This window comes from Halodesulfovibrio sp. (genome assembly GCF_025210605.1).
Lineage (GTDB): Bacteria > Desulfobacterota > Desulfovibrionia > Desulfovibrionales > Desulfovibrionaceae > Halodesulfovibrio.
In genome coordinates this window covers 253,465-272,536 of record NZ_JAOARI010000018.1, presented here as the reverse complement: position 1 = coordinate 272,536, position 19,072 = coordinate 253,465, and the positions used below count along the sequence as shown (strand labels likewise).

Here is a 19,072-nt window from a genome sequence, read left to right as displayed (position 1 = left end):
TTTTCTTGGTGGCCACGGAGGTTGGGGTACACCCGATCCCATTCCGAACTCGGAAGTTAAGCCGACCATCGCCGATGATACTGCAGGGGAGCCTGTGGGAAAGTAGGTCGCTGCCAAGATTTATTTCTAGACCGCGTTTCAAAAGAAACGCGGTCTTTTTTTTGGTCTTTTCTGGGCAACGTGCACAATTTTCATAGTTCGTTGTCGCTAAAACAATTTTTGAACTAAATTGAGTTTTAATAGCTTTAGAAACCCATCTTTTTTGTACTTTTTTAGGTTGAAAGATGCCTCCTGTCTTGCCTAGTGATAATTCATATGATTAGGTAAACAGAGGGAGTGTACGCTATATGAACACAAATTTTGTTCTTTCTCATGCCATTAAAGAAGCAAGTGAAACAATGGTATTGCCTGATGGTAATACCATTGCGATTTTAACTGTTCAGACTGTAGAGGCGTTTTCGAAGGCGGAGGGAACTCCTTTTATTGAAATTGAAAAAGCTGCATTAGAAGAACATATCTTACCAGAAAGATATGTGCGCAATTTCTCGATAATTTCGATGGAAAAACAGTATAACTTGCTGTGCTCTAAAGTTTTTGTTGTAGGGCTTGGTGGGCTTGGTGGCTATGTGATTGAACAGCTTGCACGACTTGGTGTAGGCACAATCGTGGGGGCTGATGGTGATTTTTTTGAACCGACTAATTTAAACCGCCAGCTTAACGCTACTTTTGAATCCCTTGGTGAGAAAAAAGCAAAACGGGCAGAGCGGAGAATGCGTTGTGTGAACCCCAGTATTAATTTTATTGGGGTTGATCATTTTTTACGTGGCGATGCCCTCATTGATTATGCAAAACATGTTGATGTAATTGTTGATTGTCTAGGAGGTCTTGAAACTCGTCTTGATCTTCAAAAAGCTGCGGCTGAGTGTAATGTGCCAATGGTAACAGCGGCTGTGGCTGGTTTTAGCGGATATGTAGGGACAATTATGCCCGGAAGCACTGGGCCTGCTGAACTGCTGGGTTCGGGAAGTGCGGCTGAGGATGTACTCGGCACTCCGGCTTCTTCGGTTGCTGTGGCAGCCTCCATGCAGGCGAACGAAGTTTTGAAAATTGTGTGCTGGAAAAAACCTTCCGACTCGATTTTATTTTACGATCTTATGGATATGAGTTTTCAAAACGTAACGCTGTAATGTTAGTAGGGACGCGTATGACTGATGGTGTGAAACGAACAGAGCAAATAGCAGCAGTTTCAAAGGTTACTTGGGTTGGACTTGCCGTTAACGTAATTCTTGCGGTGCTGAAGATTCTTGCCGGTATCTTCGGGAATAGTAGGGCAGTGACTGCTGATGGTATTCATAGTTTGTCAGATTTGGTGACAGATGTTTCGCTGCTCATTGGTGTTCGAATGTGGACCGCACCACCTGACAAATCGCATCCATATGGACATCAGCGTTATGAAACGCTGATTACAGCAGCAATCGGAATATTATTAGCAGTGGTTGCTGTAGGTATTGTTATTGATGCCTCGGTTGCCTATTCTGAGCAGCATGTGCACCATGCAAAAGCTATAGCTTTGGGGGCAGCCCTTACGTCGATAGTCGCCAACGAGATTTTATACAGATGGACAGTTTTCTATGGACGATTACATAAGGCTCCTTCTGTTATTGCGAATGCATGGCATCATAGAAGCGATGCACTTAGTTCTATTCCGGCAGCAGCTTCAGTTCTTGTAGGGCTTTTACTTCCTGAGTGGTATTGGGTTGACCTTGTAGGCTCAATAATTGTGGCGTTTTTTATTATTCATGCGGCGTGGGAAATTACTTTGCCAGCCGTGAATGAGCTGGTGGATAAAGGCGTTCCGGAAACGGTTGCGAAAGAATTGCAAGACCTCGCCCTTTCTGTTGAAGGTGTTTTGGATGTGCATAAACTGCGCACGCGGTATCAAGGGGTGGCAGTCTTCGTTGATCTGCATATTTCGGTTGATGGCTCAATTTCAGTTGAAGAGGGGCATGCGATTGCGGATAAGGTAGAAGCTTTACTTGAGGGGAGTGACTATGACATCGCTGATGCTCTAGTTCATGTAGATCCGCAGAGGTTGGATTCTTCTGAGACTCGACAGCGAAGGATGCGCAACCGCGGAAGAAGATTTTTATAGAAAGTAAAAAGCCGAAGCAAATGCTTCGGCTTTTTTTAGTTACTAGAACTTCCGGGACAGCTACCACATCCACCTGAAGGGCAGTTCGGTGTTGATTTAGGAATAGGTTTCTTAGGTACTGGAACTTTTTCAAATTTAGCGCCACCACCTCGCATAAGCGTACTTGGAAGACGGTCGGTTCCGCTTCCAGGAATAGGACTAGGAGCACTGACCATGCGAATTGTGTCTGTGCTTCCGCATGCGGGACATGTTTCACCTGAAGTACAGTCGGAAGAAGCTATTTCTTCAAAAATTTCTTTGCATTTTTGACATTCAAAATCATACAGAGGCATGTGTGCTCTCCTGCTAATATAAGTATTTGTAGCGCAACCAAGTGGAAGCGTTTTTTAGACAAAAATAGATTTTACACAGTGGCTGTATAAAACTGTTTATCAGAGATGAAAAAAAACTATCAAGGGCGGAATGCAAAATCAAGAGGCTATGGGTGCGTCTTTGCTCGAATGCCGAGGACATTAGGTAAAATCCATTGCTTACTTTCTGTGTTCCAAAAATCTCCAATGTACCGTCCTGCCCAAGTTCGAGAAATATCCGATGTTTTTAAATACATGCTGGCTTCGGGTCCACCTTCTACATACATAGCTGTGACTAACTTTAGATGGGAGTCTAGTAACCGATTGGTAAAATTTCTTACCGTCATTGGAGTACGACAGTGTATAAACACGATATTGCCGCTTGTATCTTTTGCAACGGCTGCTATGGATGTTTCCTTTGCTTTTTTAGGCCAAAGAGGCGTTCGTGCAGCAGAAAATAGCCTGTAGTTCTGGATGACTGTAGTGTAGTTCGGCAAAAGCGTGTTGTGCTGCTGTTGGTGTCTGTCAATAATATCAACAACAGGAATGTTAGCTTTGCTTGGGTTGGCAACAAAAAAAGACCCGAAGCTGTGGTGGATAAACCCGTTGTTCACATGCTGTTTATCGCGCATGTATCCAGTGCTCTTCGAGTTATCAGGAAGATACATTGATGCATTGATGAGCGCCGTAAGATTGTAGCGCATTGCCCATTGCTCAGGCGTAAAGGCATCACCTTCTTTGGAGCGCATGAGCAAAATGAATTCAAATTCTGACGGCGAAATTCTGAGCGCTGTAATAACAGAAGACGAAAGTCCGCTTCGGTCAACGGGAATTTCTGTAAGAGCAAGCCCTTTTGCAATAGTGGTCCAGCTAGTTTCAGCTTTGAGTGGTAAGCTTGAGCCACAAATAAGCACTGCCGTAGCCACAATTGAAAGTATAATGCGGCGGCAGTGAATCATTTTGGATAATGTTTGTAAGGTATGAAATACTAACTGCATATTACAGAATTATTTAACCTCAGTGTTAATGCTCCGTCTGAGAAAAGTAACAAAACAGAACCCTGCGAGAGCAAAGAAAGGCAGTGCAGGTAAAAAACCTTGCTGGAAAATAGCTACAAATGCAATTGTAATAGATGTGTATGGTGCAAGCCAGTTGAGCATAAATGTCATAATTTTTCCGACTGTCCCTTGTGGAGAGCGGAGAAGTACAAAAGCGGCAAGTGCAACAACAGCAACAAAATAAATAATCTGCCAAGGATACATAAGAAATATAGCTCCTCTATGTAAGTTTCTTTTTCTTCTTTGTTTAATACGCCTCGGCTAGCGGTATGTCTACCTGAAAGTAAATGACTATATTTAAATATTGACATATCAAGTTCTCTTGATATATATAGTTTTCACATGATGCATTTCATGTGGGTCGTTTAAATAGAAATGTTGAGGGTAGTTTTGTGAAAATTATTGATGCCATCCAGAGTCAGAGTAAGCCATTTTATTCGCTTGAATTTTTTCCACCAAAAGAGAAGAAGCAATGGGATTCTTTCTTCGCTACAGTGGAGCGCTTAAAAGCACTTAACCCTTTATTTGCATCTGTTACCTATGGTGCAGGCGGGTCCACACAGGATAATACCCTCGAAATTACATCACGAATGAAGCACGACGCCGGTATAGAACCAATGGCGCATCTCACATGTGTTGGTGCTTCAAAAGAAAAGATTAACGGGTTTATCAATAAATTGCGTGAAGCAGATGTACATAACGTGCTTGCATTGCGCGGAGACTCTCCGGCTGATGCTAAGTTTAGCTGGACAGACCAGCAGTTCAGATATGCGTCTGATCTCGTAGAGCTGGTGAGCAATGAACATCCGGATTTTGGTATATCTGTTGCCGGATATCCGGCTGCCCATCCAGAATCCCAGACGTTTGCCGATGACTTGCATTATACACGGATTAAAATTGATGCAGGGAGTGATTTTGTTGTCACTCAGCTGTTTTTTGACGTTCGTGAGTACTTCGATTTTGTTTCCCGCTTGCGCAGTAACGGTATTGATAAACCAGTAATTCCGGGCATTCTACCTATCCAATCGCTTAGTTCAATCAAACGAATTTTAAGCCTTTGCGGAGCAAATATTCCAGGTCAACTGTACTTGTCATTGGAAGAAGCGAATGCAAAGGGCGGCGACGAAGCTGTTAAGGAAACGGGTTTACGATTTGCTGTTAATCAAATTCGGAAGTTGATTGATGGCGGCGCTCCGGGGATTCATCTCTATACCTTGAATAAAGCTGATATGTGTCTGGAACTGGCGGACAGAGTTAAGCTATAAGTTTTGCGATAAGGCGGGCAGTATTTTGCCCGCCTTATTTTTTGAAGAACCTATTTATTTGTCGAAAGAAAAGTCTCATTTCAATCGCTTGAGCCATGTGTGTTTTTATTGATCCAGAGCGGGTATAATAGAATAGTTATCATGTGAAATGAGATTACGGGGACGGTACACTTTCTTCGAGCGGGCGTAAGTCCGTGAGGCTGTCGAAAGGAGATGTACTGTGAAAGAATTACGAATTCTTGTGGCATATGATGCCAGTGAAAGTGCCCGTGAGGCTTTGAAGTATTGTCAGGAATTGATGGAGATGATTGCTGACAAGTGCCAAGGCAAATATACCATTCTTGTTTTGAGCGTTGAGCAGCTTCCAGCATGTTCTCTTTTTTCCAGTACCAAAATTTGGAAGAAAGAATGCGCAAAGGTACATGAACAGCAACTTGCCAAGCATGAAAAAGTGGTGGATGAAATGAAGCATTCGCTGCTTGATCCGTCATGCGTTCAAAGTAAGTTTATTACACTGGATGAACGTGATGAGCCGTTAGAAGATCCTGAGCGGAAAAAATTAATTGCTAAGACTATTTTGAACGAACAAAAGAAGGGCAAGTACACCACATTGGTGTTTGGTCGCAGAGGTGTCACTCGTAGCGACGCATATTTGTTCGGCAGTGTGTCGCAGCAGCTCCTGCAAGGAGCACGAAAATGTGTTATCTGGATGCTTTGCAGATAAAAAAATGCCCGCTTGCAGGCGGGCATTTTTTGTTATTTAGGGATGGCAATTACTCGCCACGGCAGGTAGTTTGGTGATTTTTCATTGTGTTTGTCGGTGATGTAGCGGATGTTATCCACCGTGATTACTGCCGGTTCAAACATAGGCTCTTGAGTAGGGGTAAGAATTCTATAAGTCGGGTTGTCGGTAATAACAATTTGCATAATAGAATTGCCGACTTGATATCTGTTCCACTGAATCCATGAAAGCATGGCAAGAAGGACAACCGTTGTAAGTACTCCGGTAAAACCTAGAAAGCCGCCTACACGTAGTGTACGGCGCAAGAACATAAATAATAAGATGAAAGCAAGACCAAATAGCATTGAGTCTTGTCCCACCAAGTGCACTAATTCATTCCATGACATTACGCTAACCTCTTTAAAGAATCATGTAGCTCAAACCAATACGTGCGAATGGCACGGTTTGCAAGCGCTCTGGTTAGTTCCTGTAGAGTAGCTTATCTGTCGTCAGGTATGAGGTTACAGCATTTTCAAATTTATCTAACAACCTAGTACGATATTTGACTTTATGAGTGACAGCATGGAAGTAGCGGCTGATAGGAGGTCCTTTAATTTCGATAGGGTATACTTCGCCGCTGTCGAGTTCACTTTGCACGGCAAAAGGTGACATGCAAGATATTGTATTAGGGTTATGAAGAACTCGTTTAATAGATTCTGTATGGTTGAGTTCCAGAACAATATTTAGCTTGCTCATCAATGGTCCCATATATTCTTCAAGTGATTCTCTCACCCCCGCGCCGGGTTCGCGGACAATCCATTTTTTATCAAGCAATTCTTCAATCTCATACGGTCCGTTTTTAGCCAGTTTTTCATCTGTAGAAACAATGATGAGATCGTCTTCACAAAGGCGGGTGTAGATAAGCATTTTGTTGGGGATTTTTTTCTCAACAAGCCCGAGATCCAGTTCACCATTTTCTACTTTTTCTACAATGACCTGTGGATTAGAAAAAACTGTTTCGATAGTGACTTGCTTGTATGAATCAGAAACTTCGAAAAGAATCTGTGGTAGAATATAGTCGGCAATGGTTGAAGAAGCTCCAACTTTCAATATGCCGGTAAGCAAGTCACCTTCAAATGAATGAAGGACATTGTGAAAATCTTGCATCACTGGTTCAAGGTTTTGCAAGAGCAAACGACCATTAGAATTCAAGCTGAGTCTACGGTTGAGCCGATCAAAAAGCTGAACGCGTAGTTCTTGTTCCAATCCCTTAATGGCAACAGAAACGGCTGATTGTGTGAGAAAATGCTCCTTCGCCACAACAGAGATATTCGGTGTTTTGGCAAGGGAAAGAAAAAGTTCAAGCTGTCTAAAGTTCATGAGTCCTCCATACCGTTCCAAGAATACGAGGAATTGGTATGATAGTCAAAATAGTCTGTAAATTATTCCATATAAACCGAGCACGTACTAACAGAGTAGTGGCGGCTCATTGTAAAAATAACTTGAATAATGAGTACGTAGACGGTTTTTTATAAAATTGAATGAGTAATCCCTCTGTAGCAGTATTACCACAGAGGGATTACACATAAATATTGTTATCAGCAGGCTGCCGGACTGTTTTTTGAAACAAAAAGAGCAGTGAGTTACAGCAAAAAAATGGAGGTGACAGCGTGCCCAGAGGCACTTTACGCCGATTTCTCTAGAGCGCAATCAAAAAATACTTATGGAGTACTTAAAAGAAATGATGGAACGATGACAGATTGAAGTATGGAGTTTTGTAACGATAGGATTTCATGCTGTTACAGTCTGACGTGGTGTGATGAGAAGGCAGTTACTTCACAGCGATGATACATAATGTAACGAGTGTAACGAAAATAGAGCAACTGCACGCCGCGTAAGCATTCTGCCTTGACTGACTACGCAGTTGGGATTAGCTATGCAGTACGAGCGTATGCTGAAATTATTAGCTCCGTTAGGCGTTTGTACACGCTACGGAGAAATATCTTTTACTATATATTATAAGGTCATAGAAAAACATGCATGATGACGTGTTACAACTGCGTGATGAATTAGTAGAAACCGCATTAGAGGCGTTGCTGGATTCTGGATACCGTGACGTTCGAACTTACGGGTTTGAAGGTTTTGATGAACCAGAAGAAGTAAATGGCTTTATGCCGGAGTTACAGGCGACAAACCGTAAAAATGTTAAGTTCATTTTTGATGTTGTTACTAAAGACTTTTTTGCTCTGCCGGAAACCTCTCAGCGTTTTAAAGCATTTGCAGAATATGCAGATGGTCACGATATTCAGTTTGTTGTCATAGTTCCTGAAGGCGAGGAAGGATTCGCCAGTGCTTTCATCGAAGATATCGAAATTTCTGATGAAAGCATTGAAATTTGGGAAGCCTAGTTTCTTCAGTTGCCGGGCGGTTCCCGTTCGTTCGGCATAGTGTGTTTTTCAGCTGGGGGAGAGATGTCTGTAACTATTGGGATTAACGGGTTCGGTCGTATTGGTCGATACCTTGCCCGCCTACTCTCCGGACATGAGAATTTGCAACTTGTAACAGTTAATGACCTCATGTCCGCTGAAGATGCGACGCATCTGTTGCGATACGATTCTGTTCATGGTCGATTTATGGACGCCAAGAGTGTGGAAGGTGGATTTCTTCTTAACGATTCTTTTGTGTCGGTAACTCAGAACGCTTCCAGCCAGTGGGACTGGAAAGATTGCGATATCGTAATAGAGGCGGCTGGCTGCTTTGCAGCTCGTGAGCACTGTTTGCAACATATGGCTTCCGGTGCTGAAAAGGTTATTATCGCCTGCCCTGCACCAGAAGCAGATGTTACTATTGTTATGGGTGTAAATGAGCATGATTTATGTCCAGAGCATCATATAATATCTAATGCATCCTGCACGACTAACTGTCTTGCGCTTCCGTTGCACCATATTCATAAACACTTCGGTGTGAAACGTGGATATATGACAACCATTCATCCGGTGACACAACGTCAAATGCTTCTGGATGATGACTATCCAGATCTTCGTCGCGCCCGTGCGTGTCATATGAATATGCTTCCTACCCCTGTGGGGACTACAAAAACAGTAGCGGAAGTTATTCCTGATATGAAAGGTAGATTGCAGGGAATGGCTCTTCGTGTACCTACGTTAAGTGTCGCGATGATTGACTGTGTTTTTGAACTGGAAAAATCAACTACCGTCGATGCGGTTAATACCGTATTGCGGGAGGCTGCCGGAGAGTATTTAGGGTACACCGACGAGCCGCTCGTTTCATGTGACTTTAATGGTTCAAAATATGGTTCAGTCGTTGATGGACAGCTCACTGCGGTACAAGCGGGGAACTTACTCAAGCTCGTGGCGTGGTATGACAATGAAGCAAGTTTTTCCAATCAGTTGTTACACCTTACTGAGCGTGTAGCAAAAATGATTGAGATGAAGCGGGCATCGCAAAGCGATATCCCTTCAGCTGTCTAACTGAATATACGTACACTATATGATACTAAAAGAATCTGTCTGAAAGGACAGGTTCTTTTTTTTGCGCGCTGTACTGTTCCTTTTTGTATGTGCATTGTGTGGCACGAGCCAAGCTCTTGTGTAGTAACATGCGGGTATTCCATTTAGTTGCAGATGGCTGTATATATGAAAGACAGTAAGGGGTGTCTGTGTCTTGCGAGTATTCAACTGGCTGAAGACAGAGTGCCATCATAGCTGTGTGCGACATAGAACAGGAGGAATAATGGATACTATTACATGGAATGATTTTGAAAAAGTTGAATTGCGTGTGGGTAAAATTCTTTCTGCGGAAGTGTTTAAAGAAGCGCGTAAGCCAGCGTACATACTGCATCTTGATTTTGGTGAAGAGATTGGATTGCGAAAATCAAGCGCGCAGATAACAACCCATTACACGCCGGAAGAACTTGTAGGGCGTCTGATTGTAGCTGTTGTTAATTTCCCTAAAAAACAGATTGGACCGATCATGTCAGAATGTCTTGTGACGGGCTTTGCAGACGGCAATGGAGACATTGTGTTAGCAAGCATTGATAAGGACGTACCATTAGGTGCGAAGCTTTGTTAATTGGTTGCAAAGCATGCGGCTTATCTATCTGATAGAACATATCAGCGTTTTAGTGCATGACGGTAGATGCGGATAATGAGTAAAAAGGAGGGTAGCACTGTTGGTGCGTACCCTCCTCTTTTACTGTTTTTACAATGGGGCTGGTTTTTTATTTTTTTCAAGATGTACAACTAGAACCGGTGTGGTTGATTGGGCGATGACGCTTTGCGCTACACTACCGGCAAAAAGGCTGCCTAGTCTGGAATGTCCATAAGTTCCCATGACTATGAGGTCTACTTCAGCAGAAAATTGCAATATCGTTTTAGCGGGGTGTCCTGTCTGAACATGCACAGTTGTGGCAATTCCAGATTCTTCCAGCTCGTATTTATAGAACATGTAGGTTGATTCAATGCGCTCTTTTGCGTGTTTTATACTGGTTCGCAGCACATCATCTTTAATTTTGAGCCATGTGTCTTCGTCGTAAATGGTGGCAAAGTCGAGACCGGAACCAAGGGTTACATTCCGTGCCCAGTCAGGAATAACATGGAGAAGCATAAGGTCTGCATGGTACTGTTTTGCAATGGATAATGCGTACTGCAAGGCGTGTTTTGCAGGCTCTGAAAGATCGGTTGCGTACAGGATTTTTTGAATGGTAGGCAGCATGGCTTTCTCCGGTATTCTGAAAGTTGCTATGAACGGACAATCAGTACAGGGGTAGGGCTTTTTGCGATAACACCCTGCGCAACGCTACCTACAAGGATACCGCCAAGTTTGCTGTGTCCTCTGGTTCCCATTATAACAAGATCACAATTTTTGGCATGGTCAGTAATTTCTTTTACAGCGTTGCCGGTTGTAATAATTGGCTTAAGTGCAATGTTTGAACACTCCTGACTGCCTTCAATGAGGTCTGTACACTGCTTATGCATCAGTTTGACGACGGTTTCTTTAGCCTTTTCGGCTCCGGCATCAAGCAGTGCTTTTAAGGTGTTGTCGTCATACACTGCTGTAAAATCAAATCCGGAGTTTAAATAAACCTGATCTTTCATAGTGGGCAGCACGTGCAGCAACGTAAGCTCTGCATTGTATTTTTCTGCCATACTGATGGCATAGCGCATTGCAACTCCTGCATCCTCAGAAAGGTCTGTGGCGAGAAGAATTTTTGATATTTCCGGTAGCATGTTCATCTCCTTAGGTAAATTTTCTGCTAAAAATTATGTAGCGGCTGAGCCGTCTTTAACGAAGCCTCAGCACAGAGGGCAGATATTGCTTAAGTGTACATTAACTTCAGAAAACTCCAATGATACGGTCAACGCTGGGAGGGAAAGTGAGCAAAGCTTGCAAAATTGCCTTTTTTGCGGTTGAATTACGCTCTTGAAATCATTCGGAGAGGAGAGCGTATGAAGATACGTATATTACTGTTGGCTGTAGCACTTGTGCTTGGCATGACTTCCGTTGCTGCCGCAGAAGAAATTGGTTCCGTGAGTACTGTATTTAAGCTTCTTGGAGCTAATGATAAAATTGTAATTGAAGCGTTTGATGATCCTGAGATTGACGGGGTTACCTGTTACTTGAGTCGCGCTAAAAAGGGCGGGGTGAAAGGATCGTTAGGCGTAGCAGAAGATACATCGGATGCATCAATTGATTGCGTGCAGACAGGACCTATCACTCTTCCTTCGCGCGTAAAGTCCGGCAAAGATGACGGCGAAGCAGTATTTAAGAAGCGTACTTCATTGCTGTTTAAAACAATGCAGGTTGTTCGCTTTTTCGATCCGAAACGCAATGTTCTTGTATATTTAACATACAGTGACCGTGTGGTTGAAGGGTCGCCAAAAAACTCAATATCTACAGTTCCAGTGCTTCCTTGGGGAAAATAATATGTCTGAATTCAAGGGAACGTTTGCGGCAATTGATTTTGAAACTGCCGATGCAAAGCGTGACAGTGCCTGCGCTGTAGCTGTTGTTCGTGTAGAAAATGGACACATTGTCGATAGCTTGTACCGACTTGTGCAGCCGCCTCGCAGCAATTTTAGTCCATTTTGTGTGCGGGTACATCATATTCGCTGGAAAGATGTTGAGAATGAGCCTGTTTTTGCCGATGTGTGGCCGCAGTTTTCTCCCCTGTTTAAAGGCGTAGATTTCGTGGCAGCACATAACGCGTCATTTGATCGCTCTGTGCTTTCTGCATGTCTGACTTCAGCTGGTATGCCTGTAGCCGATACTCGATTTTTGTGCACAGTTAAGTTGGCACGCAAGGTCTGGCCTAACTTGATGAACCACAAGTTGAACACAGTTTCTGACCATCTGGGTATCACATTACAGCATCACCATGCAGGTTCCGATGCGGAAGCGTGTGCTCGTATCGCAATCGAGGGTCTGCGTCTTCAACCTCAGCTAGCTGCTCCGAATATGCTGTAGCGTTAAACTTGCAGAAATCTCACTTTCCCTTTACATCCATTGCGGATTATTCGTCACGTCAGCGTTTAGCTCTGGTGTGACATCACGCGGTAACCATTTGTGTTGTTTTTGTGCAGAAATGATACAACGACAGCATTATGATACCTTGCGGTGTCTGATTGTATGCCGCTTGGCGTTGACTGCGCTTTACTGTACAACTGCACAGGTTTTATTATGAAAAAATATCGTGATCATTACTTCCTGCGGGCTAAACAAGACAATTATCCCGCACGGTCAGTATATAAACTGAAAGAAATTGATAAGCGGTTTGGTATCTTTTCTAAAGGTATGAAAGTGCTCGACCTTGGTGCCGCTCCCGGTTCATGGTCTCTTGGTGCTGCTGAGAAAGTGGGCGAAAAAGGGCTTGTTATCGGTGCTGATATTCAGACGACTGAAACAGAGTTCCCGACGAATGTCCGCTTTATGCAAGAAGACGTATTTGAGCGTTCTCAGGAGTTTGAAGACGTACTTGCTGAAATAATGCCGTTTGATGTTGTTATCAGCGATATGGCACCAAAAACAACAGGTCATAAATTTACAGATCAGGCTCGGTCTGCCGAGCTTTGTTACGAAGCGCTTAACGTGGCTTGCTACTGCTTAAAGCCTACAGGCAGCTTTATTGTAAAGATATTTATGGGACCTGATGTACAAGCGTACGCCGCTTCTATGCGTAAATACTTTAAGAGCGTGAAGTCTTTTAAGCCTAAAAGCTCACGCGACGAAAGTAAGGAAATTTTTTATGTCGGTCTTGGGTTTAACGGCAAGAAGTTCGAATACGAATATTAGCCGCTGAGCTTGAATCGACTTCCTTTGATTTTTAGCACCCTATATGGTTTGGGTGTGTGTATTTTTTAGTGTTCCAGTTGCAGCGAATTAGTTGCAACCACGTAAGGAGGAATCATGGCTGGACATAGTAAATGGGCTAACATTAAGCACCGTAAAGGTCGTCAGGACGCTGTACGTTCCAAGCAGTTCACCCGCGCGGCAAAAGAGATTATTATTGCAGCAAAAATTAGTGGTGACGTTGCTAACAACCCGCGTCTTCGCTCTGCTATTGCTGCTGCTAAAGCAGTAAACCTGCCTAAAGATAAAATTGAAAACGCAATTAAAAAAGGTACCGGCGAACTTGCTGGTGGCGATATCCACGAGATTACCTATGAAGGATATGGTCCCGGTGGCGTAGCTATCCTTATTGAAGTTGCTTCTGATAACAAAAACCGCATCGTTGCTGAAATGCGCCACACCTTGAACAAAGGTAACGGTAACATGGGCGAAGCTGGTTCTGTTGCATGGATGTTCGACAACAAAGGTCAGATCATCATCAAGAAAGATGCTATTACCGAAGAGCAGGTAATGGATCTCGGTCTTGAAGCTGGTGCAGAAGATATCATCGAAGAAGATGAAAACTGGGATATCCGTTGTGAACCAACAGACATGGAAGCAGTACGCACCGCTTTTGAAGAAGCTGGCATTGCAATCGAATCTGCTGAAATGGCTAAAATTCCTCAAAACACCATTGAGCTTGATGCAGACGGCGCTAAAAAAATGCTCCGCCTCATTGATCTTCTCGAAGAAAATGACGACGTACAGAACGTATTTACTAACATGGACGTATCTGACGACGTAATGGCTGAGCTTAACGCTGAGTAAGGTTAGCCGCGCATAGCGCAGGCAATGCCAACACAGTGTTCGTGCAAAAAATGTATTTTCTGTACAATAGCTGTGGTGACGATACGTGCTGCGTTTTGTAAAAAAGATACTACAGAAGGAGAGAGTTTTTAACTCTCTCCTTTCTTATTGATGTGTTTGAACTTGAAGTTGTACTATTCCCTACTGGACGAAAAAGTATTGAGGCTTCATAGTGAGTATTTATACTACAATAGTATGTGAACAGTGGAGAATGTTTTGACTGTAACAAGAGTGCTCGGCATTGATCCCGGCTCCCGTGTGATGGGATGGGGGGTAGTAGAAGAAATTTCCGGTGTGGCTAAACTGGTAGACTGTGGCGCAATCCGCGCTACTGATAAAGATTTTGCGAGGCGCATGGGTGTCATTTTTAAGGAACTGGATGCCATTGTCCGGTTGCATAAGCCCACAGTTGCCGCTGTAGAAAACGTGTTTACTGCTAAAAACCCAGCGTCTGCACTCAAACTTGGGCAGGCTCGTGGTGTGGCTCTTGCTGCCTGCGCTGCAAGCGATATTGATGTGTTCAGTTATGAGCCTACAAAAATCAAACAAACTATTGTCGGCGGTGGGCGTGCTGCTAAAGAGCAAGTTGCGTTTATGGTGGCGCAAATTTTAGGCGTTAAACAGCCTAAGTGGGCATTAGATACTTCCGATGCTCTCGCAGCAGCAGTCTGTCATCTCAATACAACCAGATACTCAAAATTTCTGTAGGTCGTTTGCCTAGATTCTAACAGAGTGCTTTCATAACTATCCTATGGTATTGGGAAAGAAGCTGAGTAAGCATCCATGTTTCATGAGATGCATACGGTGTTGCGGATTGTAATGTACGCTAAAATGCTTTTTTCAAATGTAAAACCAGCTTTATTTATTGAAGCGTCTTGGGTAATAGATTTTGACAGCTCCCAAAGGCTGTCTTTTGTCGGGTAAGCATTTCAGTTACCGGTTTAATTCATACAGAAAGAAATTTTTAAAAGCATACATTATGATCGCATATCTTGAAGGTAAAATTGCAGAGGTAACGGAACAAAGTGTCATCGTCGTCACTACAGGCGGTGTCGGATACGAGGTTCGTTTGCCAGCCCATACAATGAATCGTGTTCCAGCAAAAGGCGGAGAAATCGCCATTTTTGTGTACACCGTTGTGCGCGAAGACGCCTTGGAGTTGTACGGCTTTGAATCGTGGGATGAGCGCCAGATGTACACGACGCTGATTTCGATTTCAAAAGTTGGTGGCAAAACAGCACTGGGCATTTTGTCTGTATACCGTCCTGATGATTTGCGTCGGATTGTATTTGAAGAAGATATTAATGCGTTGACGCAAGTTTCCGGCATCGGAAAAAAAGGCGCACAGCATATTTTTCTTGAATTAAAATATAAGCTTAAAGTCGATGAAATGCCGGTTGTTTCCGGTAAGGACGATGCACCGAAAACAAGCGTTTACCGTGATGCCTTAGATGGTCTTGCAAACCTTGGGTACAGCGAAGATGAAGCTTCTCCGCTGCTTAAAACTATTTTGAAAAATGAGCCGGATCTCGACGTGGGCAGTGCCCTGCGTAGTGCGCTTAAAGCTCTTGCTAAGGGATAAGGAATGGAGACTGACCAGAATATTTGCATGGATGAATCCATTCGCCCTTCGTCCCTTGATGATTTCATTGGACAAGAAGAACTGCGTAAAAATTTAAAAGTATATATTCAGGCTGCGAAAACCCGTGAACAAGCAATGGATCATACCATGTTTTATGGCAATCCGGGGCTTGGCAAAACAACGCTTTCTCAGATTATGGCGGAAGAGCTTGGGGTAAATATTGTTTCGACCTCAGGGCCTGTTTTGGAACGCAGTGGTGATCTTGCAGCAATTTTGACCAACCTTGGGCGCAACGACATTTTGTTCGTGGATGAAATTCATCGTATGCCTATCAGTGTTGAAGAAGTGCTGTATCCTGCAATGGAAGACTTCAAACTTGATCTTGTGATCGGGCAAGGACCAGGCGCTCGAACAGTAAAGATTGACTTAGAGCCCTTCACTCTGGTAGGAGCCACAACCCGCATCGGATTATTGTCTTCACCGTTGCGCGATAGATTTGGCGTAATCTGCCGTCTGGAATTTTACACTCCGCAAGAACTCGCAACAATTGTTACCCGCACTGCACGCATTTTAGGCGTTGAAATAGCACCGGACGGCGCTTTGGAAATAGGTCGTCGTTCCCGTGGTACGCCTCGTATTGCCAACAGGTTGCTGCGCCGTGTGCGTGACTTTGCCACAGTAAAAGGTGGAGTTATTGTTGATGCAGAACTTGCCAGCAGTGCGTTGCAGATGATGGACGTTGACGAAAGCGGTCTGGATCAGATGGATAGAAAGCTTTTGAGTGTTCTTATTGAACATTATGGCGGGGGGCCTGTAGGTGCAAAAACTCTCGCTGTTGCCTGTTCTGAAGACGTAAAAACCATTGAAGATATTTACGAACCGTACTTGATTCAATGTGGGTTTATTAAGCGAACGCATAGAGGCCGTGTTGCAACGGCTAAGGCGTATCGTCATTTGAATTTTTTGGCATAGGTTGCCGTAACTCATAGTCGAGGAGGAAGTATGCCTCAGAAAACATGCAGGGTAGAGCTTGTTGCTTCAACTCCAGAGCCGATGGCTGTTATTTATGCAGCTTTCAGGCAGTGCTACCATGCCGGTTTTGTGGGCGATATGCACACAAAGCTTGTAGACGGGGATATTTCTGCCGAAAAACAGGCTGCGTTTATTCGCAAAGTTATGGAATCCGGCCACGCCAGCCCGATTGAGCATGTCTCGTTTACCTTTGCTATTGAAGGTGTATCCCGTGCGTTGACACATCAGCTAGTGCGTCATCGTATTGCTTCATTTTCTCAGCAGAGCCAGCGCTATGTTGATGGAAGTGACTTCGACTACATTTTGCCTCCGGCGTTTGCCAAGATCCCAGAAGCGCAGGCGAGATTTGATACTTTTTTAGAAGAAGTCAGCAGCGCTTATCAAGATTTGAAAAAAATTCTTGAGGAAAATGGGCGAGGCGAAAAAGCAAAAGAGGATGCACGCTTTGTGCTTCCGCAGGCTACTGAGTCCAAAATTGTAGTAACAATGAACTGTCGAAGCCTGCTCAACTTTTTCGAGCACCGCTGCTGCACGCGGGCACAATGGGAAATTAGAGCAATGGCAAACCAGATGTTGGCTATTTGCCGCAAAGAATTGCCGTGCGTCTTTGAAGACGCGGGTGCTCGCTGTGAGAAATTAAAGTACTGCCCTGAGGGAGAGAAGTTTACCTGCGGTCGTTATCCACTTCCGTAAATAATCGGCTCATACCGCGTATAACAGCTTATATTTGGTAGTGATGAGTTTTTTTAGGTGTTTTATACCGCTTTCGAACCAGTTGATGGATTCTTTGTGATTTATATAACTCGCTGTAAATAAAGCTTATCCGATTTTTAATAGCAGTAACACTTTTATTTGTGTGAGCCTCTCGTAGCCCTTTTTACAAAAAAGCTAGAATAAAAAGTGCGTCAGATGATTGCCTTTTTCAGATATTAGCTTTAAAAAGCGAACTCTTCAGTTTTTGACAGGATTGATTGTGGAAAACTTTTCCACAGAACTGTTAAAAATATAAAGTCTACCGCGTCAACTCTGGTTGTACGTGTATCGAATATTTCGCCTGAAAATAGTGTTTTACTAAAAAAGGTATATAAATCGAGATATTGTTAAACTTAGCCGGATGATTGTGCCTGTGCAGAGACTAACAGGTATCACTGGTTTAACTCGAATTGCGGAAAAGCATGAAAGAACGTAGGAATATCCCCATGATTGATATTTGGGGTCAAATTCGAGAAATTCTACAAGAAAGCCTAAACCCCGGCATTTTCAAAGTATGGATTTCACCATTACAGGCTGAAGTTGATGGCACTGCTATTCGACTGACAGCTTCCAATGATTTCGTGGCATCATGGGTGCGTGAGCGTCTGGTGAACGATATTGCGGAAGCTGCTACTTCTGTTATCGGTGAACGTCCTACCATTACTGTTGTTGCAGGTGCCGCGAAAGCTATTGTAAAACCAAAAGCTAAGCCACAACCCGTTGTGGCTGAAGCTACACCTGTGCCAGAAGCGCAGCCTGTGGCTGCTCCGGTGCTTTTTGGTGCTGACAATAAACGTGTTGTTCAGCAGTCGCTTCCTGTAGAACATACTCTGGTTTCTAAAGCATTGGACTGGCGATTTGATTTCGACAGCTTTGTTGTAGGACCAAGTAATGATCTTGCATTTGCCGCATCACAAGGTATTACACGCGATTCACTTTCGTGCAGCACTCTCTTTTTAAGCTCCGCACCGGGGCTTGGTAAAACACACCTTATGCAGGCTGTCGGTGGACAGCTGTGCAAGCATAGCAATCGTGTTAATCCAAAGGTTGAGTATCTTACAGCCGAAGAATTTGCGACAGGTCTTGTTACTTCTTTGAAGCATCGCGATACAGAGCGCTTTAAATCCCGCTACCGTGATGTTGACCTTTTATTGCTTGAAGATGTTCATTTTCTTCAGGGTAAGGAGCGAATGCAGGACGAAGTTCTTGCAACAATAAAATCTCTTCAGTCTCGCGGTTCCCGTGTGGTACTGTCCAGCTCCTTTGCGCCTCGTGATTTAAAAGATGTCGATAACCAGCTTGTTTCCCGTTTCTGTTCTGGTTTTCTTGCTGTTATTGATAAACCGGATTTTGAAACACGCCGCGATATTTTGTGCAAGAAGGCTCGCCTGTATCAGGTAGATTTGCCGGAAAACGTTACTGATTTACTTGCAGAGAACATTCATTCGGATGTACGTCAGATTGAGAGCTGCTTGCACAACCTGATTTTGAAAGCACGAATTTTAAATGAACGAATTTCCATGGACATGGCTTGGGACGTTATCGGGCACTATGCATCCCGTGAAGTCGTCATGAATATGGATTCCATTGTACGTTGTGTCTGTAGCTGTTTTGATCTTTCATACGATCAGCTCAACTCACGTAGCCGTAAGCGTGAGCTGGTAACAGCGCGCAATACCATTTTTTATCTTGCTCGTAAGCATACAGACTTGTCCTTAAAACAAATTGGTATGCAATTTAACCGTCGTCATTCTACTGTCTTGAAAGGCATTACGAATCTCGAACGGGAAATGAGCCGCAGTACTCCGACTGGACGTCAGGTATCTAATACTGTGAAAATGATCGAAAAAAATGGACGAATTTCTGCTCTCTGAGAATGATCGGGGGGCGTAAGTTTTGTTAGTGTAAGACGCGTACCGCTCGATGCGGCACGCGTCTTTTTTGT

Annotated in this window: 23 protein-coding genes and 1 rRNA gene; 17 read left to right on the top strand and 7 right to left on the bottom strand. The window is 43.7% G+C overall.

The genetic code is table 11. The features are described from left to right. Positions 1-4 precede the first annotated feature (4 nt). The 3 genes from rrf to N4A56_RS07990 all read left to right on the top strand — a co-directional run bounded on the left by rrf (position 5) and on the right by N4A56_RS07990 (position 2,152). A 5S ribosomal RNA gene (rrf, locus tag N4A56_RS08000) occupies positions 5-119 on the top strand. A 228-nt stretch (positions 120-347) separates the two neighbouring features. Continuing rightward, entirely contained in the window at positions 348-1,187 is an 840-nt protein-coding gene (locus N4A56_RS07995; RefSeq protein WP_295546361.1) for a ThiF family adenylyltransferase, read from the top strand. A gap of 17 nt (positions 1,188-1,204) precedes the next feature. Further along, positions 1,205-2,152 carry a cation diffusion facilitator family transporter gene (locus N4A56_RS07990; RefSeq protein ID WP_295546359.1) on the top strand — a complete coding sequence of 316 codons (948 nt, stop codon included), beginning with the start codon at positions 1,205-1,207 and terminating at the stop codon, positions 2,150-2,152. Positions 2,153-2,187: 35 nt separating this feature from the next. Here N4A56_RS07990 and N4A56_RS07985 read toward each other — a convergent pair whose 3' ends face one another. From N4A56_RS07985 to N4A56_RS07975, 3 genes are all read right to left on the bottom strand, one after another. After that, entirely contained in the window at positions 2,188-2,484 is a 297-nt protein-coding gene (locus N4A56_RS07985) for a zinc ribbon domain-containing protein (RefSeq protein ID WP_295546357.1), read from the bottom strand. A gap of 146 nt (positions 2,485-2,630) precedes the next feature. Next, on the bottom strand, positions 2,631-3,500 hold the full coding sequence (locus tag N4A56_RS07980) for a phosphodiester glycosidase family protein (RefSeq protein WP_293671616.1): 870 nt from the start codon (positions 3,498-3,500) through the stop codon (positions 2,631-2,633). A gap of 9 nt (positions 3,501-3,509) precedes the next feature. Beyond that, on the bottom strand, positions 3,510-3,764 hold the full coding sequence (locus N4A56_RS07975; RefSeq protein WP_293671614.1) for a hypothetical protein: 255 nt from the start codon (positions 3,762-3,764) through the stop codon (positions 3,510-3,512). 188 nt (positions 3,765-3,952) lie between these two features. Between N4A56_RS07975 and metF the strand changes: the two genes are divergently transcribed. Further along, the gene (metF, locus tag N4A56_RS07970) at positions 3,953-4,825 is read left to right on the top strand and encodes a methylenetetrahydrofolate reductase [NAD(P)H] (RefSeq protein WP_295546354.1); all 873 of its coding nucleotides are present in this window, start codon (positions 3,953-3,955) and stop codon (positions 4,823-4,825) included. A gap of 220 nt (positions 4,826-5,045) precedes the next feature. Continuing rightward, positions 5,046-5,549 (top strand): universal stress protein, encoded by a 504-nt coding sequence (locus tag N4A56_RS07965; protein WP_293671611.1) that lies wholly within the window; start codon positions 5,046-5,048, stop codon positions 5,547-5,549. A 32-nt stretch (positions 5,550-5,581) separates the two neighbouring features. Here the strand turns inward: N4A56_RS07965 and N4A56_RS07960 are convergent, their stop codons facing one another. Together N4A56_RS07960 and N4A56_RS07955 are read right to left on the bottom strand one after the other, a co-directional pair. Next, entirely contained in the window at positions 5,582-5,953 is a 372-nt protein-coding gene (locus N4A56_RS07960; protein ID WP_293671610.1) for a hypothetical protein, read from the bottom strand. Positions 5,954-6,026: 73 nt separating this feature from the next. Continuing rightward, the gene (locus tag N4A56_RS07955; protein ID WP_293671608.1) at positions 6,027-6,926 is read right to left on the bottom strand and encodes a LysR substrate-binding domain-containing protein; all 900 of its coding nucleotides are present in this window, start codon (positions 6,924-6,926) and stop codon (positions 6,027-6,029) included. Between the two features lie 656 nt (positions 6,927-7,582). Here N4A56_RS07955 and N4A56_RS07950 point away from each other — a divergent pair. The 3 genes from N4A56_RS07950 (at position 7,583) to N4A56_RS07940 (ending at position 9,638) form a co-directional block, all read left to right on the top strand. Continuing rightward, a complete protein-coding gene (locus tag N4A56_RS07950; RefSeq protein WP_293671607.1) occupies positions 7,583-7,954 on the top strand; it encodes a hypothetical protein in 372 nt (123 codons plus the stop codon). 63 nt (positions 7,955-8,017) lie between these two features. Beyond that, a complete protein-coding gene (locus N4A56_RS07945; protein WP_295546351.1) occupies positions 8,018-9,037 on the top strand; it encodes a glyceraldehyde 3-phosphate dehydrogenase NAD-binding domain-containing protein in 1,020 nt (339 codons plus the stop codon). Positions 9,038-9,299: 262 nt separating this feature from the next. After that, a complete protein-coding gene (locus N4A56_RS07940) occupies positions 9,300-9,638 on the top strand; it encodes a tRNA-binding protein (protein ID WP_293671605.1) in 339 nt (112 codons plus the stop codon). Positions 9,639-9,767: 129 nt separating this feature from the next. Here the strand turns inward: N4A56_RS07940 and N4A56_RS07935 are convergent, their stop codons facing one another. Continuing rightward, positions 9,768-10,280, bottom strand: coding sequence for a universal stress protein (locus tag N4A56_RS07935; RefSeq protein WP_295546349.1), 513 nt, complete (start codon positions 10,278-10,280; stop codon positions 9,768-9,770). Between the two features lie 26 nt (positions 10,281-10,306). Further along, the gene (locus N4A56_RS07930; protein WP_295546347.1) at positions 10,307-10,795 is read right to left on the bottom strand and encodes a universal stress protein; all 489 of its coding nucleotides are present in this window, start codon (positions 10,793-10,795) and stop codon (positions 10,307-10,309) included. A 219-nt stretch (positions 10,796-11,014) separates the two neighbouring features. Between N4A56_RS07930 and creA the strand changes: the two genes are divergently transcribed. From creA to dnaA, 9 genes are all read left to right on the top strand, one after another. Next, complete coding sequence (creA, locus tag N4A56_RS07925) at positions 11,015-11,491, top strand: protein CreA (RefSeq protein WP_295546345.1); 477 nt, start codon at positions 11,015-11,017, stop codon at positions 11,489-11,491. A 1-nt stretch (position 11,492) separates the two neighbouring features. After that, positions 11,493-12,032 (top strand): 3'-5' exonuclease, encoded by a 540-nt coding sequence (locus N4A56_RS07920; protein WP_293671598.1) that lies wholly within the window; start codon positions 11,493-11,495, stop codon positions 12,030-12,032. A gap of 213 nt (positions 12,033-12,245) precedes the next feature. Next, the gene (locus N4A56_RS07915; RefSeq protein ID WP_295546342.1) at positions 12,246-12,857 is read left to right on the top strand and encodes an RlmE family RNA methyltransferase; all 612 of its coding nucleotides are present in this window, start codon (positions 12,246-12,248) and stop codon (positions 12,855-12,857) included. Positions 12,858-12,971: 114 nt separating this feature from the next. Then, positions 12,972-13,721 carry a YebC/PmpR family DNA-binding transcriptional regulator gene (locus N4A56_RS07910; protein ID WP_295546340.1) on the top strand — a complete coding sequence of 250 codons (750 nt, stop codon included), beginning with the start codon at positions 12,972-12,974 and terminating at the stop codon, positions 13,719-13,721. A 255-nt stretch (positions 13,722-13,976) separates the two neighbouring features. After that, positions 13,977-14,468, top strand: coding sequence for a crossover junction endodeoxyribonuclease RuvC (ruvC, locus tag N4A56_RS07905; RefSeq protein ID WP_295546337.1), 492 nt, complete (start codon positions 13,977-13,979; stop codon positions 14,466-14,468). 271 nt (positions 14,469-14,739) lie between these two features. Then, on the top strand, positions 14,740-15,342 hold the full coding sequence (gene ruvA / locus N4A56_RS07900) for a Holliday junction branch migration protein RuvA (protein ID WP_295546335.1): 603 nt from the start codon (positions 14,740-14,742) through the stop codon (positions 15,340-15,342). 3 nt (positions 15,343-15,345) lie between these two features. Next, positions 15,346-16,314: a Holliday junction branch migration DNA helicase RuvB gene (gene ruvB / locus N4A56_RS07895; RefSeq protein ID WP_293671593.1), complete on the top strand. Its 969-nt coding sequence runs from the start codon at positions 15,346-15,348 to the stop codon at positions 16,312-16,314. A gap of 30 nt (positions 16,315-16,344) precedes the next feature. Continuing rightward, complete coding sequence (gene thyX / locus N4A56_RS07890) at positions 16,345-17,067, top strand: FAD-dependent thymidylate synthase (RefSeq protein ID WP_293671591.1); 723 nt, start codon at positions 16,345-16,347, stop codon at positions 17,065-17,067. A gap of 506 nt (positions 17,068-17,573) precedes the next feature. Next, a complete protein-coding gene (dnaA, locus tag N4A56_RS07885) occupies positions 17,574-19,001 on the top strand; it encodes a chromosomal replication initiator protein DnaA (RefSeq protein WP_293671589.1) in 1,428 nt (475 codons plus the stop codon). Positions 19,002-19,072: the final 71 nt, after the last annotated feature.

Excerpts from the sequence above, each read along its gene's own strand:
- N4A56_RS07910 (WP_295546340.1), top strand. The coding sequence starts at position 12,972 with ATGGCTGGACATAGTAAATGGGCTAACATTAAGCACCGTAAAGGTCGT.
- dnaA (WP_293671589.1), top strand. The coding sequence starts at position 17,574 with ATGATTGATATTTGGGGTCAAATTCGAGAAATTCTACAAGAAAGCCTA.
- N4A56_RS07920 (WP_293671598.1), top strand. The coding sequence starts at position 11,493 with ATGTCTGAATTCAAGGGAACGTTTGCGGCAATTGATTTTGAAACTGCC.
- N4A56_RS07980 (WP_293671616.1), bottom strand. The coding sequence starts at position 3,500 with ATGCAGTTAGTATTTCATACCTTACAAACATTATCCAAAATGATTCAC.
- N4A56_RS07945 (WP_295546351.1), top strand. The coding sequence starts at position 8,018 with ATGTCTGTAACTATTGGGATTAACGGGTTCGGTCGTATTGGTCGATAC.
- thyX (WP_293671591.1), top strand. The coding sequence starts at position 16,345 with ATGCCTCAGAAAACATGCAGGGTAGAGCTTGTTGCTTCAACTCCAGAG.
- N4A56_RS07985 (WP_295546357.1), bottom strand. The coding sequence starts at position 2,484 with ATGCCTCTGTATGATTTTGAATGTCAAAAATGCAAAGAAATTTTTGAA.
- N4A56_RS07995 (WP_295546361.1), top strand. The coding sequence starts at position 348 with ATGAACACAAATTTTGTTCTTTCTCATGCCATTAAAGAAGCAAGTGAA.
- N4A56_RS07990 (WP_295546359.1), top strand. The coding sequence starts at position 1,205 with ATGACTGATGGTGTGAAACGAACAGAGCAAATAGCAGCAGTTTCAAAG.
- N4A56_RS07960 (WP_293671610.1), bottom strand. The coding sequence starts at position 5,953 with ATGTCATGGAATGAATTAGTGCACTTGGTGGGACAAGACTCAATGCTA.
- N4A56_RS07955 (WP_293671608.1), bottom strand. The coding sequence starts at position 6,926 with ATGAACTTTAGACAGCTTGAACTTTTTCTTTCCCTTGCCAAAACACCG.
- N4A56_RS07915 (WP_295546342.1), top strand. The coding sequence starts at position 12,246 with ATGAAAAAATATCGTGATCATTACTTCCTGCGGGCTAAACAAGACAAT.
- creA (WP_295546345.1), top strand. The coding sequence starts at position 11,015 with ATGAAGATACGTATATTACTGTTGGCTGTAGCACTTGTGCTTGGCATG.
- N4A56_RS07930 (WP_295546347.1), bottom strand. The coding sequence starts at position 10,795 with ATGCTACCGGAAATATCAAAAATTCTTCTCGCCACAGACCTTTCTGAG.
- N4A56_RS07940 (WP_293671605.1), top strand. The coding sequence starts at position 9,300 with ATGGATACTATTACATGGAATGATTTTGAAAAAGTTGAATTGCGTGTG.
- N4A56_RS07950 (WP_293671607.1), top strand. The coding sequence starts at position 7,583 with ATGCATGATGACGTGTTACAACTGCGTGATGAATTAGTAGAAACCGCA.
- N4A56_RS07975 (WP_293671614.1), bottom strand. The coding sequence starts at position 3,764 with ATGTATCCTTGGCAGATTATTTATTTTGTTGCTGTTGTTGCACTTGCC.
- ruvA (WP_295546335.1), top strand. The coding sequence starts at position 14,740 with ATGATCGCATATCTTGAAGGTAAAATTGCAGAGGTAACGGAACAAAGT.
- ruvB (WP_293671593.1), top strand. The coding sequence starts at position 15,346 with ATGGAGACTGACCAGAATATTTGCATGGATGAATCCATTCGCCCTTCG.
- N4A56_RS07935 (WP_295546349.1), bottom strand. The coding sequence starts at position 10,280 with ATGCTGCCTACCATTCAAAAAATCCTGTACGCAACCGATCTTTCAGAG.